This is a genomic window from Pararoseomonas sp. SCSIO 73927 (assembly GCF_037040815.1).
GTDB lineage: Bacteria > Pseudomonadota > Alphaproteobacteria > Acetobacterales > Acetobacteraceae > Roseomonas.
On record NZ_CP146232.1, the window covers coordinates 1,482,501 to 1,495,610 of the forward strand.

Consider the following 13,110-nt stretch of genomic DNA (forward strand, 5'->3'; position numbering starts at 1 on the left):
GCGGCGATGGCCAGCGGGGTGGAGAGGTCGCCGAGGCGGTAATTCGGGTCGTCCCGCCGCAGCACCGCGCGCTCGATTCGCCGGAGCGTGCCGAACAGGCTCTCCGTCCCCATCTCGGCCGCCACCGCCGCCACGATCTCGGCGTCGGGCGCCACGGGCGGGCGCAGGTCCTCCGGCGGCTCCGGGGCCGCCTTCAGGGCGCGGCCGATCGCCCGGGGGTCGTCGGACCCCGCGAGCACGGCCACGATCCCCTCCGCGTGCGCCCCGCCGAAGCGGCCGGCGCGGCCCCCGATCTGCTTGATCTCCTGCGCGGTGAGGGGGCGGTCCTCCTTCCCGTCGTACTTCGTCAGCGCGGAGAACACGACGCGCCGCAGCGGGCCGATGTTCAGCCCCATCCCGATCGCGTCGGTCGCGACCAGCACCTCCGCCTCGCCGTCCCGGAAGCGCCTGGCCTCGGCGCGCCGCACCGTCGGCCCCAGCGCCCCGTAGATCACGGCCACACTCCGCCCGCGCCGCATCAGCTCGGCCCGCAGCGCGAAGACCTCGCGGCGCGAGAAGGCGATCACGGCGTCGCCGCGGCCCACCTCGCTCAGCGGGACAGGGGTCGGCGCCGCCGCCAGCGGACCCATCCGCTCCAGCCGCACCTCCTCGATCGGGTCGCCGCAGAGGGCGGCGATGCGCCGGAGCATGGGCGCCGCGTCGGGTGCGCCGAGGAGGATCACCTGCCGCGCCGGCACGCCCATGATGGCGGCGGTCCAGGCGGCCCCGCGCTCGGGATCGGCGAGCATCTGCACCTCGTCGATCACCGCCACGTCCACCGGGTTCCCGAACGGGCACATCTCCACGGTCGCCGCCGTGTGGCGGCTGCCCGGCACGGGAATCCGCTCCTCCCCAGTGTAGAGGGCGGTCGGGACGCCCCGGGCCTCCAGCGCCTCGCGGTACTCGTGCGCGAGGAGCCGCAGCGGGCCGAGCGCGATCCCGCTCTCCGCCTCGGCCAGCCGGCTCAGGCCGAAATAGGTCTTCCCGGAATTCGTCGGGCCGAGGCAGGCGATCAGCCGGCGGTCCAGCGCGCGGGCGGTGGCGAAATGGGCGGCGTAGCGGTCCAGCCCGGCGATCCGCGCCACGGCGGCGTTGCTGATCCGCCGCCCCGGCTCCGAGCCCCGCTCCGATCCCCGCTCCGGCGCCCCCTCCCCGCGCTCGCTTCCGCCCCTTCCCTCACCGGGCTTCCGCCCCGCTTCCGCATCGCGCCAAGCCTGGACCTCGCCACGCAGCGCCTCCAGCGCCGCGGGGTCGAACTCCTGCTCCTGGGTCGTCCGCCCGCCGCGCCGCACGGTAACCCGCCGCGCCGCCGGCACGATCCCCGCCCGGATCCAGCGCTCCGCCTCGTGCCGCGTGCAGCCGAGCAGGGCGGGCACCGCCTCGGCGCCGACGAGCGAGCTCTCCCACTCCTTGAGGCGCCGCTCCTCCGCCGCCTGGGTCTCGCGCGCCACCCTCGCCGCGGCGCGGCGCTCGCCCCGGCGGCGGCGCTCCGTGTCCATCGCCCGGAACACGAAGGTCTCCGTCACCGGCGCCGACATGGCGTAGGCCTCCGCGACGAGCGCCGCGCAATGCCCGACCGCCTCCAGCGTGGCCTCCCCGGAGGTCCCCTTCGGCAGGTCCCCAAGCGCCGCGGCCAGGGCGGTCTCGGGCGTGCCGTAGCCGGACAGCCGCGCCAGCACGGCCTCCCGCAGGGCGGCGAGAAGGGCGGCGTCGCCCGCCTCGGCACCGCCGAGGCTGTCGGCCGCCACGTCGATGTCGTCCTGGCGCGCGGGCAGCGCCGGGGCCTGCCGCGCCAGCGCGGCCAGCCTCTCGCGCCAGGTCTGCCGCCGGGTCTCGAGCGATGAGGCCTTGGCCGGCCCGCGCGACCGCGCCGAATCGGTCTCCGGGCCGCCCGCCGTATCCAACGAAGCGAGCTCGGCGGAGGGCTGGCGCGGCTTCATCTGTTCTCCCATCCCATCGCACTGGCCGGACACGGCCGGGGCAGGGGGCTCAACGCCCGCCGCGGAGGTGTGGTTCTCCGGCAAACCTGCGCCACGGGTCAGCCCTCCTCGTCGAGGTAGTAGCGGTGCCCGGTCATGACATGCTTCCCGCCGTCGATCGGCAGGATCGCCCCGGTCGTGTAGGAGCCGCCCCGGCCGCAGAGGAAGAGCAGCGCGGCCGCGATATCCTCCGCCCGCCCGAGCCGGCCCATGGGAACCCCGGCCGCCGTGCGCGCCCGCGCCTCCGCGTCGGCGGTGGCGAAGGCCATCATGCGGCTCTCGAAGGGGCCGGGCGCGAAGGCGTTCACGGTGATGTGCCGCCCTGCCAGTTCCTGGGCCAGGATCCGCGTGAGGTGGTGCACGGCGGCCTTGGAGGCGGCGTAGGAGTAGGCGCGGTTCCCCATGGGCTGTGTGCCCATCACCGAGCCAAGGTTGACGACGCGCGCCGGGTGCTCCGCCGTCGCCGCCGCCTCCAGCATCGGCAGGAGGGCCTGGGTGAGGCTGAAGAGGCCGGCGACGTTGACGGACATCACCCCTTCCCAGCCCTTGAAGGGAAAGGAGCCCAGCGGCGCCCCCCAGCTCCGGCCCGCATTGTTCACCAGGATGTCCAGCCGCGCCGCGCGCTCCCCCACCCCCGCGGCCAGGGCCTGGACCCCCGCCTCGCCCCCCACATCCCCGGCCATGCCCTCGGCGCGTCCCGCTGCCCCCAGGGCGTTCAGCTCCTCCGCGACGGCGGCGCAGGCCTCCCCCTTGCGGGAGGCGATCAGCACGCTCGCCCCGGCCCGGACCAGCGCCTCCGCGATGATGCGGCCGATGCCCGTGGCCCCGCCCGTCACCAGCGCCGTCCTGCCGGAGAGGGAGAAGAGGCTCTCGAAATAGGCCGCACCTGTCATGGCGGATGCTCCCGATCCCTGGGGCCGATCCCCGACACCGCGTCGGGGGAGGGCCGGAGGTGTCCTGTCCGTCGCGGCGTCATGCTAGGGGAAGGCGCGCGTCGCGGCACCTCTGCCCCCCGCCGGCAGGGGGATGGGCAGGGTGCTTCCCGGACCGTCGCCGCCCCGTCTCCGGTACCGGATGACGCCCATCACCACGAGAGGAGGATGCATGCGCCTCGGGCTTGTAGCGTTCCTGTTGCTCACCGCGCTCACGGCCGCCTGCGACGACGCGGAGACGAAGAGGAAACGCCTCCAGGCCGAGCAGGCGGCGGAGGCCGCGGCCGCGAGCCGGGTGGCCGAGGAGCGGCTGCGCTCCACGGCCCGCAACATCGCGCCGGCCGCCCGGCTCAGGGGCGTGGTCGCGCACCGGCAGGCCCAGGGGGGTTACGCGGTCTGCGGGCAGGTGAACCTCACCGGCGCGGTGGAGGATCCGTACCTGCCCTTCGTCTCCGTCGTCAGCCCGAACGGGGAGAGGGTGGAGCAGTTCGTCGCCACCGGCAGCGCGGAGGCCACCCGCACCTACGTGGAGACGAACACCCGCTGCTTCGACGGCGGCGGACCGACCTCCGCGCGCTCCGTCCCGCCCCTCCCGCCCGTGCCGGCCACCGCAACCCCGCCCCCAGCGGCCCCGGCCCCGGCTCCTGCGCAGGCCCCCGCGCAGGCCCCGCCGCCCGCCCCTCCGCCCGCCGGAAGCCCTTCCGCGCAGGGGTCGGTCACGACGACCTCGGCCCACCCGGTCAACCTCCGGAGCAGCCCGGCCGGCGGCGGCGCGGTCCTGCGCGTGGTGCCGAGGGGGACGCGGCTGCGGGTCTTCGCGGAGGCGCCCGGGGGGTGGTACCAGGTGGGAGAGGGGGAGCCGGCGGGGTGGATCCACGGCTCGATGCTCGAGCGTCCCTGAGAAGCGTCTCATGAGGAGCGCACAAGGGAGCCACGGCTCCCTTGTCGCCCCGGCCATGGCGGCGGCCCTTCTCATGGCCGGCGCCGGCGCGCCGGCGGCATTTCCTGCCCGGCAGGATCGCATTATGGCTGGCGCCCATCCGGCCCAGGAGGTTCCGATGCCCGAGCAACAAGCCGCGCAGTCCGGCCTCGACCTTCTTCCCGTGGGCCGCCTCGAGGAGGCGGCCGCCGCCGTCACGGCAAGGGTGGACGCGCTGCGGGCCGCCGCCGCCGGGCAGGCGCTGCGGGCCGACGGGCTGGAGGGGCAGGTCGCGGCGCTCGAGCAGCAGCTCGCCGTGGCCGAGGCGAGGCTCGCGGTGGAGACGATGCATTCCGCCGGCCTCACGGCCCAGGCCTCCCATCTCCTGGCCGTCGCCGTCGAGGCCGGCCTGCCCGCCATGCAGGAGCTGGTCGGGGAGGACGGGGCCGGCGGGATGCCGAAGGGCCGCCTGGCACGAATCTACGACGAGGCCTTCGACGCCAGGGGCGCCGAGCTCGGCATCGAGGCGCCGGGCCGCTTCAGGGTGCCGTAGGGAGGCCGGGGCGCCGATACCCCGCCGCCAGCCCGTCACCCCGGGTCCGGGACCCGGGGCCCATCGGCGTCAGAGGCTCATCAGGCCGGCATTTCCCCCGGCCGCCGCGGTGTTCGTGCTGACGGAGCGCTCCGCCACCAGCATGTCCGGCGGGTAGAGGCCTTCCCGGGCCGTGACCACCGGGCGGATCGGCCCGGGCGTCCCGGCCACCTCCCGCAGCAGGCCGGGCAGGGCCCCGTCCTCCCCGCCGAAGAGCACGGCATCGCTCCCCGCCACGTCGTCCCCGGCCCGGAGATGCGCGCGGACGGCCGGCGGCAGGCCGCCGAGCCGCGCGAGCGCCGCCGCCCCGACCCGCGCGGCATTGCCGGTGGCAAGGCAGACGGCGATCTGGACCAGCAGCCCGTCGCCCGTCGCGCCCCGGCACAGCACGGCGCCGCGGGGGTGCAGGGCGTAGAGATTCCGCTCCCCCACCGGGCCGGGCAGCTCCATCGTCACCCCCAGCCCCGCCGCCTGCCCCTGGCGCGCGCAGAGCCCGGCCAGCTCCGCCCTCCCCTCCTCCCGCAGCCAGGCCGTGAGGGCCTGCAGGGCCGGTCGCGGCCCGGCGGCGGGCAGGTCCGGCCGGAGCGGGGCCTCGGCGAGGAGGCGGCGCAGGAGGAGCGGCCCGCCCGCCTTCGGCCCGGTGCCGGAGAGGCCGTGGCCGCCGAAGGGCTGCACGCCCACCACCGCCCCGATGAGGTTGCGGTTGACGTAGACGTTGCCCGCGCGGGAGGCGGCGGTCAGGCGCTCGATCGTCTCGTCGATGCGGGAGTGCACGCCGAAGGTCAGGCCGTAGCCCATGGCGTTGATGTCGCGCATCAGCGCCTCCATCCCGTCGCGCCGGAAGCGCAGCACGTGCAGCACCGGGCCGAAGACCTCCCGCTCCAGCTCGGCCATGCCGCCGATCTCAACGATGGCGGGCGCGACGAAGCTGCCGTGGCGGCACCCATCCGGCAGCGACAGGGCGTGAACCGGGCGGCCCGCCGCGCGCATGGCGTCCACATGGCCCTGGATGCCGGCGCGGGCCTCCTCGGTGATGACAGGGCCGATATCGGTGGACAAGCGGTCCGGATTGTCGACGGAGAGCTCCGCCAGCGCGCCCTTCAGCATCGTCAGCACGCGCTCCGCCACCTCCTCCTGCAGGCAGAGCACGCGGAGCGCGGAGCAGCGCTGCCCCGCGCTGTCGAAGGCCGAGGCGAGGACGTCGGCCACCACCTGCTCGGCCAGTGCCGAGCTGTCCACCACCAGCGCGTTCTGCCCGCCCGTCTCGGCAATCAGCGGGACGGGCGCGCCGGTGGCGCCGAGGCGCCCGGCCAGCCCGCGCCCGATCAGCCGCGCCACCTCGGTCGACCCGGTGAACATCACGCCCTGGACGCGCGCATCGGCCACCAGCCGCGCACCCACCCTGCCATCCCCGGGCAGGAGCTGCAGCGCGGCGGGCGGCACCCCGGCCTCCCGCAGCAGGCCCACGGCGAGGGAGGCGATCAGCGGCACCTCCTCCGCCGGCTTGGCCAGCACGGGGTTCCCCGCCGCCAGCGCGGCCGCGACCTGCCCCGTGAAGATCGCCAGCGGGAAGTTCCAGGGCGAGATGCAGGCCACGGGCCCGAGCGGGCGGTGCCCCGCCCCGAAGCCCCGGGCCGCGACGGCGTAGTAGCGCAGGAAGTCCACGGCCTCCCGCACCTCGCCGACCGCGTTGGGCAGGGACTTGCCCGCCTCCCGCACGATGGGGCCGAGCAGCGCGCCCATGCGCACCTCCATCAGCCCGGCCGCGCGCTCCAGCACCGCGGCGCGCGCCGCCGGCGGCGTTGCGGCCCAGCCGGACGCGGCGGCCTCCGCTTGGCGAAGGGCGGCGTCCACCACGTCGTCCGTGGCCTCGACCACATGCCCCACCAGGTCGCGTCGGTCGGCAGGGTTGCGGACCTCCCGCGCTTCCCCTTCGCCGCTGCCGTCGCCCAGCAGCGGCACGGCCCGGAGGGGCACGACTCGGGGCGGCGCGGTGCCGTCCCGCAGCGCCGCGGCCAGCGCGGCCAGCCGGTCCTCATCCGTCAGGTCCAGCCCGGCCGAGTTCTCGCGCGCCGCCCCGAACAGGTCGCGCGGCCGCGCGATGCCGTCATGCGGGCGGCCGACCGGCGAGAGGGCGCGCGCCTCCGCCACCGGATCGGCCGCCAGCGCCTCCACCGGCACCTCCGGGTCGTTGATGCGGTTCACGAAGGAGGAGTTGGCGCCGTTCTCCAGCAACCGGCGCACGAGATAGGCCAGCAGCGTCTCGTGCGTGCCCACCGGGGCGTAGATCCGGCAGGGCCGGTCGAGATGCCCGTGCCCCACCACCTCCTCGTAGAGCGGCTCGCCCATGCCGTGCAGGCACTGGAACTCGTACTGGCCGGGATGCCACGCGGCGAGGTCCGCCATCTCGTGGATCGCGGCCACGCTGCGCGCGTTGTGCGTGGCGAATTGCGGGAACACCGCGTCCGGCGCCGCCAGCAGCCGCCGCGCGCAGGCGAGGTAGGAGACGTCCGTGTGGACCTTGCGCGTGAAGACCGGAAAGCTCTCCAGCCCGTCGACCTGGGCGCGCTTGATCTCGCTGTCCCAGTAGGCGCCCTTGACCAGCCGCACCATCATGCGCCGCCCCGTCCGGCGCGCGAGATCGACCACGAAGTCGATCACGAAGGGCGCGCGGCGCTGGTAGGCCTGGACCACGAAGCCCACCCCGTTCCAGCCGGCCAGCCGCCTGTCGTGGCAGAGCGCCTCCAGCAGGTCGAGCGAGAGCTCCAGCCGGTCCGCCTCCTCCGCGTCGATGTTCAGCCCGATGTCGTAGCGGCGCGCGAGGGCGGCCAGCCCCGCCAGGCGCGGCAGCAGCTCCGCCATCACTCGCGCCCGCTGCGCGCGGGCGTAGCGTGGGTGCAGGGCGGAGAGCTTGATGGAGATGCCCGGCCCCCCGACGATCCCGCGCCCCGCCGAGACCGCGCCGATGGCGTGGATCGCGCTCTCGTAGTCGCGCAGGTAGCGCGCCGCATCCTCCGCCGTCGTCGCCGCCTCGCCGAGCATGTCGTAGGAGTAGCGGAAGCCCTTCGCCTCCATGGCACGGCTGCGGGACAGGGCCTCCTCGATCGTCTGGCCGGTGACGAACCTCTCGCCCATCATCCGCATGGCCAGGTCCACGCCGCGGCGGATCACCGGCTCGCCCGCGCGCGCGATCAGCCGCGTTAGCGCCGCGCCCAGCCCCGCCTCGCTGTTGGTGGAGGAGAGGCGGCCCGTCACCACCAGCCCCCAGGTGGCGGCGTTGACGAAGAGGGAAGGGGAGTGGCCGAGATGCGCACGCCAGTCCCCGCCGCCGATCTTGTCGCGGATCAGGGCGTCGCGCGTGGCGGCGTCGGGGATGCGCAGCAGGGCCTCGGCGAGGCACATCAGCGCCACGCCCTCCCCGCTGGAGAGGGAGAACTCCTGCACCAGCGCCTCCACCCCGCCGCCGCGGCGCTTGCCGCGAAGCGCGGTCACGAGGCGGCGGGCGAGGGCGCCGGCCGCGTCGTCCTGCCCGGGCGAGAGGGACGCCGCCTCGATCAGCGGCGGCAGGCAATCCTCCTCCCGCCGGCGGTAGGCGGCCGTCACCGCGGCGCGCAGCGGGGAGGGGGAGGGCAGCTCCTCCGCGAAGGCCTGGAAAGGGCGCGGCGCGGTCTCGGTCGTGTCGGTTCTCATGGTCGCGGCGATCCCGGCTGGACGACCGGAGATTGTCCCCGCGCCCGGCGAATGAACATGGCGATCTCAGGCGGGGTGCCGTAGGATTCACCACGGATAAGTGGCAGCGGAGCGTTTCATGCAGGAGATCGACCGGACCGACCGCATGATCCTGTCCATCCTCCAGCGCGAGGGGCGGATCCCCAACCTCGAGCTCGCGGACCGCATCGGCCTCTCCCCCACCGCGACGAGCGAGCGGACGCGGCGGCTGCTGAAGGAGGGGCTGATCACCGGCTACGCCGCGCGGCTGGACCCGCATCGCCTCGGCTTCGGCCTGCTCGTTTTCGTGGAGGTGCTGCTGGACAAGACCACCCCCGACGTCTTCGACCGCTTCGCCGCCGCCGTGAACCGCGCGCCGGAGGTGCTGGAGTGCCACATGGTCGCGGGCGGCTTCGACTACCTCGTCAAGACGCGGGTGCGCGACATGGCCGCCTATCGCGACTTCCTGGGCAAGGTGCTCCTCGCCCTGCCCGGCGTGCGGGAGACGCGGACCTACGCCGTGATGGAGGAGGTGAAGTCGGACGCCCCGCTGCCGCTGTAGGCCCGCGCTATCGCCCGATGGCGTAGGCCTGCATCAGCCGCGGCGTGGCGGCGGCGATGACGAAGCCGTCCTCCCGCCCCACCGCGCAGACGCGGCCGAGCGACCAGGAGTCCTCCACCTTCACCCGGTGCCCGCGCCGCTCCAGCGCGGCGATGGCGTCCGGGCCCAGCCGGTCCTCCACCAGCAGCCGCCCCGCCTCGAAGGTGCGGGGATAGAAGGATTGCGGGAAGTGCTTGCTGGTGAAGAGCGGCAGGTCGATCGAGGCCTGCAGGTCCAGCCCGTGGTGCAGGCGCCGCAGCAGCACCGCCAGCGTCCACTGGTCCTGCTGGTCGCCGCCCGGCGTGCCCATGGCGAGGATCGCCTCCCCGTCCCGCGTCACCAGCGTCGGGGTCAGCGTGGTGCGCGGGCGCGTGCCCGGCCGCAGGTCGCTCGGCAGGCCGGCGTTGAGCCAGCCCATCTGCCCGCGGGTGGAGATGGAGAAGCCGAGGCCGGGCACGGCGGGGGAGGATTGCAGCCAGCCGCCGGAGGGCGTGGCGGAGATCATGTTGCCCCAGCGGTCCACGACGTCGAGGTGGACCGTGTCGCCCCACTCCACCGGCAGGGGCGCGAAGGTGGGCTCGCCGTGGCCGATGCCCACGGGCGTCTCCGCGCCCGCCATGGCGAGGATGCGGCGCATCGCCTCCGCCGCGCCGGGCAGGTCGCCGGGGGTGAGGTCCATGGAGGCCGTCTCCCCCACTAGCGCGCGGCGGCGATCGGCGTAGTCGCGGGAGAGGAGGGTATCGAGCGGGATGTCGGAGGCGTCCGGGTCGCCGTAGAACACCTCGCGGTCGGCGTAGGCGAGCTTCATGCACTCCACCACCGTGTGCACGAATCTCTCCCCGGCCGGGTCCATCGCGGCGATGTCGTAGTCCTCCAGCAGCGCGAGGGTCTGCAGCAGCACGGGCCCCTGCCCCCAGGGGCCGGTCTTGTGCACCGTCACGCCCGCATGGTCGCGGGAGACGGTGCGCTCCACCCGCGCCTCGTAGCGCGCGAAGTCGTCCGCCCGCAGCAGGCCGCCGTGGCGGCGGCCGCTGGAATCCATCAGCTCCGCCGTGCGATAGAAGCGGTCCACCGCCTCCGCCACGAAGCCGCGATAGAAGGCATCCCGCGCGCCCTGGATCTGGCGTTCCCGGTCGGCGCCGGCGGCCTCCGCCTCCGCAAGGATGCGGCGGTAAGTGGCGGCGATGCCGGGCGTGCGGAAGCGGCTGCGCGGGCGCGGCACCTCGCCGCCGGGGATCCACACCTCGGCCGATGTGGGCCACTCGGCGGGGAAGAACTCGCGCGCCGGCAGGATGGAGGCGGAGACGCGGGGCAGCACGGGGAAGCCCTCCTCGGCGTAGCCGATGGCGGCCTCCAGCACGGTGCGCGGGGACCAGGTGCCGTGGTCGCGCAGCAGCAGCATCCAGGCGTCGAAGGCGCCGGGCACGACGGAGGGCAGCAGGCCGGTGCCGGGCACCTGGCGCAGCCCCAGTGCCGCGAAGCGCTCCGGCGTGGCGGCCATGGGGAAAGGGCCCTGGCCGCAGATCACCACCGGCTCCGCCGCGTCGTGGCGCTTGAGGATCATCGGCACCTCGCCGCCCGGTCCGTTCAGGTGCGGCTCCACGATCTGCAGCACGAAGCCGGCGGCCGCGGCCGCGTCGAAGGCGTTCCCGCCCCGCTCCAGCACGGACATGCCAACGGCGCTGGCGAGCCAGTGGGTGGTGGCCACCGCGCCGAAGGTGCCGCGGATCTCCGGACGGGTGGTGAACATGGACGGGCTCCCGGGCCGGAACCAATCAGGAATGGTTCCACATCGATCCGCCGTGTCCCGGCGTTGACTCTCTTTAGCTCAGGCACCCTGCCGCAGAAAGCTTGCCGGTCCGGCAAAACCAATCTAGCAAAGGTCCCATGCCCGCCCACCCCGCCGCCCATCGGCTGGAGGCCCACCTGCGGGAGGTGGGCCTCGGGCCCGGCGACCGCCTGCTGCCCGAGCGCCAGCTCACCGCGCGCCTCGGCATCAGCCGGCGCGCCCTGCGGGAGCTGCTGGGCGAGATGGAGCTGCAGGGGCGGATCTGGCGCGGCGTGGGCCAGGGCACCTTCCTCGGCCCGAAGCCCGCCACGGCCCGGCGCACCGCCCCGGCGGCCCAGGCCAGCCACCCGCTCGCCGTCATGGAGGCGCGAATGACGCTGGAGCCCGCTATGGCGTCGCTCGCCGCGATCAAGGCGACGGCGGCCGACATCGCGGCGATCGCCCGCGCCGCCGGCCGCGGCGCCGAGACGAGCGACGAGAGAAGCTGGGGCCGCTGGGACGGCGCCTTCCACGGCGCCATCGCCCGCGCCTGCCACAACCCCCTTCTGCTCGCCGCCTTCGAGACGGTGGAGGCCGCCCGTGCCCTGACGGACTGGGGCCGGCTGCGCGCCGCCATCACCACGAAGCCCATGCGCCAGGCCTCCGCGCAGGAGCACGCGGCCATCGCCGCCGCTATCGCCGCGCGCGACGCGGCTGCGGCCGGCCGCGCCATGCGCGCCCACCTGCAGTCGGTCCACCTCGCCATCCAGAGCGAGGAGGCCGGCTGGAACGACACGCCGGAACCGCGGGAACACGCGGACGGACACGCCCACACGGCCGAACCCGCTGAGCGAGCGCCGTCTCGCAGGACCTCCCGCCCATGACCCCACCCGACCTCTCGCGCCCTCTCTTCCACCGTCGGGCCGCCCTCTCGCTCCTCGCCGCGCAAGCGCTGATGGCGCTGCCGCGCGCGGCGCGCGCGCAGGAGGGCTATCCTAGCCGTCCCGTCAGCGTGATCGTGCCCTGGGCGCCCGGCGGTTCCACCGACATCCTCGGCCGTATCCTGGCGGAGCCGCTGCGCGCCGCCTTCGGCCAGCCCTTCGTGGTGGAGAACCGCTCCGGCGCCTCCGGCAACATCGGCTCGGCCTATGTCGCGCGCTCCGCGCCGGACGGGCAGACGCTGCTCTTCGCGACAATGAGCACGCACGCGATGAACGACGCGCTGTTCCGCAACATGCCCTTCAACGGCGTGGAGGACTTCACCCCCATCGCGCTGCTGGCCTACGTGCTGAACACGATGGTCGTGCACCCCTCCGTGCCGGCCCGCACGGTCCCGGAGTTCATCGCCTACGCCAAGGCCAATCCCGGCAAGGTCGCCTACGCCTCCGCCGGTCCCGGCTCCACCAACCATCTCTGCGCCGCCATGTTCGCGCAGATGGCGGGGCTGGACATGGTGCACGTGCCCTACCGCGGCGGCGCGCCCGCCACGCTGGACACGGTGGCCGGCCAGACGCAGCTCTTCTTCTCCGCCGGCACGCAGACGCTGGACCATGTCCGCGCCGGCCGGCTGCGCCTGCTGGGCGTGACGGAGGGCCGCCGCTCCGCCCTGCTGCCGGAGGTGCCGACGGTGAATGAGAGCCTGCCGGGCTTCGAGATGGCGGTGTGGTACGGCGCGCTCGGCCCGAAGGGCATGCCGCCCGCGCTGGTGAGCCGGCTGAACGCCGAGATCAACCGCGCGCTGATGCTGCCCGAGGTGAAGGACAAGATGGCCGCGATCGGCGTGGAGGTGGTGAACGAGACGCCCGCCGCCTTCGCCACCCAACTGCGCGCGGACGCGGTGAAGTGGCGCAAGCTGATCCAGGACCTCGGCATCGACAAGTCCGATGCCTGACCTCCTGCCCGGCCTGATTGAAGCTTTCGAGAGCGCGGCCCGCGACGAGGGGCCGCTGCCCCGGATCCGCGCCGCGGACCGGCTCGGCCGCGCGCTGGCCGGGCAGCAGCTCCTCACCGCCATGGTCTTCGACCGGGAAGCGATGACGGTGCAGCGCCTCTACAGCTCCCACCCGGACAGCTACCCGGTCGGCGGCCGCAAGCCGAAGCGGGACACACCCTGGGGCCGGCAGGTGCTGCTGGAGGCGCGCCGCTTCGAGGGCGAGGGCGAGGCGGCGATCCGAGAGCACTTCGCGGATCATGATGTCATCCTCGGCCTCGGCCTGCGCAGCATCGTCAACGCGCCGGTCGTGCTGGGCGGCCGCTGCGTCGGCACGCTCAACCTGCTCTGGCCCGAACCGGCCCTGACGCCGGAGCGGATCGAGGTCGCGCGGCTGCTCGCCCTTCTCGCCGCGCCGGACTGGGCCTGATCCCGGCGGGGCCTTGTTCTGCACTTTCGGGACCGGAGAGGGCGCCGCCCTCTCCGGACCTCTCCCGCCAAGGGCCTGAGGCCCTTGGATCCCCGTTTGGCTGCCGCGGAACCCACCTGAACCGATGCGCGGGAACCTGCCGCACCCCGTCCTGCCCGTGCAGTCGCCTCGGCTCGTGGAGCCGAGGCGCACCGTCAACCGGACGACTCCAA

10 protein-coding genes (1 of these 10 cut by a window edge) are annotated in these 13,110 nt (G+C 74.8%); 6 read left to right on the forward strand and 4 right to left on the reverse strand.

Annotated elements, in window-relative coordinates:
• Both VQH23_RS06985 and VQH23_RS06990 read right to left on the reverse strand, forming a co-directional pair.
• Positions 1 to 1,979: the 5' portion of a helicase-related protein gene (locus VQH23_RS06985; protein ID WP_338664909.1), read on the reverse strand. It extends 415 nt beyond the left edge of the window; only the first 1,979 of its 2,394 coding nucleotides appear in the window; its start codon is at positions 1,977 to 1,979; the stop codon falls past the left edge of the window.
• A 98-nt stretch (positions 1,980 to 2,077) separates the two neighbouring features.
• Positions 2,078 to 2,911, reverse strand: coding sequence for an SDR family oxidoreductase (locus VQH23_RS06990; protein WP_338664910.1), 834 nt, complete (start codon positions 2,909 to 2,911; stop codon positions 2,078 to 2,080).
• A 211-nt stretch (positions 2,912 to 3,122) separates the two neighbouring features.
• On the opposite strand from VQH23_RS06990, the gene VQH23_RS06995 reads away from it, so the two are divergent.
• Complete coding sequence (locus tag VQH23_RS06995) at positions 3,123 to 3,851, forward strand: SH3 domain-containing protein (protein ID WP_338664911.1); 729 nt, start codon at positions 3,123 to 3,125, stop codon at positions 3,849 to 3,851.
• Positions 3,852 to 4,008: 157 nt separating this feature from the next.
• A complete protein-coding gene (locus tag VQH23_RS07000; RefSeq protein WP_338664912.1) occupies positions 4,009 to 4,422 on the forward strand; it encodes a hypothetical protein in 414 nt (137 codons plus the stop codon).
• Between the two features lie 69 nt (positions 4,423 to 4,491).
• Here the strand turns inward: VQH23_RS07000 and putA are convergent, their stop codons facing one another.
• The gene (gene putA / locus VQH23_RS07005; protein WP_338664913.1) at positions 4,492 to 8,151 is read right to left on the reverse strand and encodes a trifunctional transcriptional regulator/proline dehydrogenase/L-glutamate gamma-semialdehyde dehydrogenase; all 3,660 of its coding nucleotides are present in this window, start codon (positions 8,149 to 8,151) and stop codon (positions 4,492 to 4,494) included.
• Between the two features lie 118 nt (positions 8,152 to 8,269).
• On the opposite strand from putA, the gene VQH23_RS07010 reads away from it, so the two are divergent.
• Entirely contained in the window at positions 8,270 to 8,731 is a 462-nt protein-coding gene (locus VQH23_RS07010) for an Lrp/AsnC ligand binding domain-containing protein (protein WP_338664914.1), read from the forward strand.
• A gap of 7 nt (positions 8,732 to 8,738) precedes the next feature.
• Here the strand turns inward: VQH23_RS07010 and VQH23_RS07015 are convergent, their stop codons facing one another.
• The gene (locus tag VQH23_RS07015) at positions 8,739 to 10,520 is read right to left on the reverse strand and encodes a gamma-glutamyltransferase (RefSeq protein ID WP_338664915.1); all 1,782 of its coding nucleotides are present in this window, start codon (positions 10,518 to 10,520) and stop codon (positions 8,739 to 8,741) included.
• A 137-nt stretch (positions 10,521 to 10,657) separates the two neighbouring features.
• On the opposite strand from VQH23_RS07015, the gene VQH23_RS07020 reads away from it, so the two are divergent.
• From VQH23_RS07020 to VQH23_RS07030, 3 genes are read left to right on the forward strand one after another with little or no spacing between them, the layout of a single operon-like run.
• A complete protein-coding gene (locus tag VQH23_RS07020) occupies positions 10,658 to 11,422 on the forward strand; it encodes an FCD domain-containing protein (protein WP_338664916.1) in 765 nt (254 codons plus the stop codon).
• The gene (locus tag VQH23_RS07025; protein WP_338664917.1) at positions 11,419 to 12,429 is read left to right on the forward strand and encodes a tripartite tricarboxylate transporter substrate binding protein; all 1,011 of its coding nucleotides are present in this window, start codon (positions 11,419 to 11,421) and stop codon (positions 12,427 to 12,429) included. Before VQH23_RS07020 ends, VQH23_RS07025 begins: the two co-directional genes overlap by 4 nt.
• Entirely contained in the window at positions 12,422 to 12,898 is a 477-nt protein-coding gene (locus VQH23_RS07030) for a GAF domain-containing protein (protein WP_338664918.1), read from the forward strand. The genes VQH23_RS07025 and VQH23_RS07030 overlap by 8 nt, the downstream gene beginning before the upstream one ends.
• The last annotated feature ends 212 nt before the right edge of the window (positions 12,899 to 13,110 follow it).

Bases quoted from the DNA above. Each gene is read 5' to 3' on its own strand.
- VQH23_RS06990 (WP_338664910.1), bottom strand. From the start codon at position 2,911: ATGACAGGTGCGGCCTATTTCGAGAGCCTCTTCTCCCTCTCCGGCAGG.
- VQH23_RS07000 (WP_338664912.1), top strand. From the start codon at position 4,009: ATGCCCGAGCAACAAGCCGCGCAGTCCGGCCTCGACCTTCTTCCCGTG.
- VQH23_RS07030 (WP_338664918.1), top strand. From the start codon at position 12,422: ATGCCTGACCTCCTGCCCGGCCTGATTGAAGCTTTCGAGAGCGCGGCC.
- VQH23_RS07025 (WP_338664917.1), top strand. From the start codon at position 11,419: ATGACCCCACCCGACCTCTCGCGCCCTCTCTTCCACCGTCGGGCCGCC.
- putA (WP_338664913.1), bottom strand. From the start codon at position 8,151: ATGAGAACCGACACGACCGAGACCGCGCCGCGCCCTTTCCAGGCCTTC.
- VQH23_RS06995 (WP_338664911.1), top strand. From the start codon at position 3,123: ATGCGCCTCGGGCTTGTAGCGTTCCTGTTGCTCACCGCGCTCACGGCC.
- VQH23_RS07015 (WP_338664915.1), bottom strand. From the start codon at position 10,520: ATGTTCACCACCCGTCCGGAGATCCGCGGCACCTTCGGCGCGGTGGCC.
- VQH23_RS07020 (WP_338664916.1), top strand. From the start codon at position 10,658: ATGCCCGCCCACCCCGCCGCCCATCGGCTGGAGGCCCACCTGCGGGAG.
- VQH23_RS07010 (WP_338664914.1), top strand. From the start codon at position 8,270: ATGCAGGAGATCGACCGGACCGACCGCATGATCCTGTCCATCCTCCAG.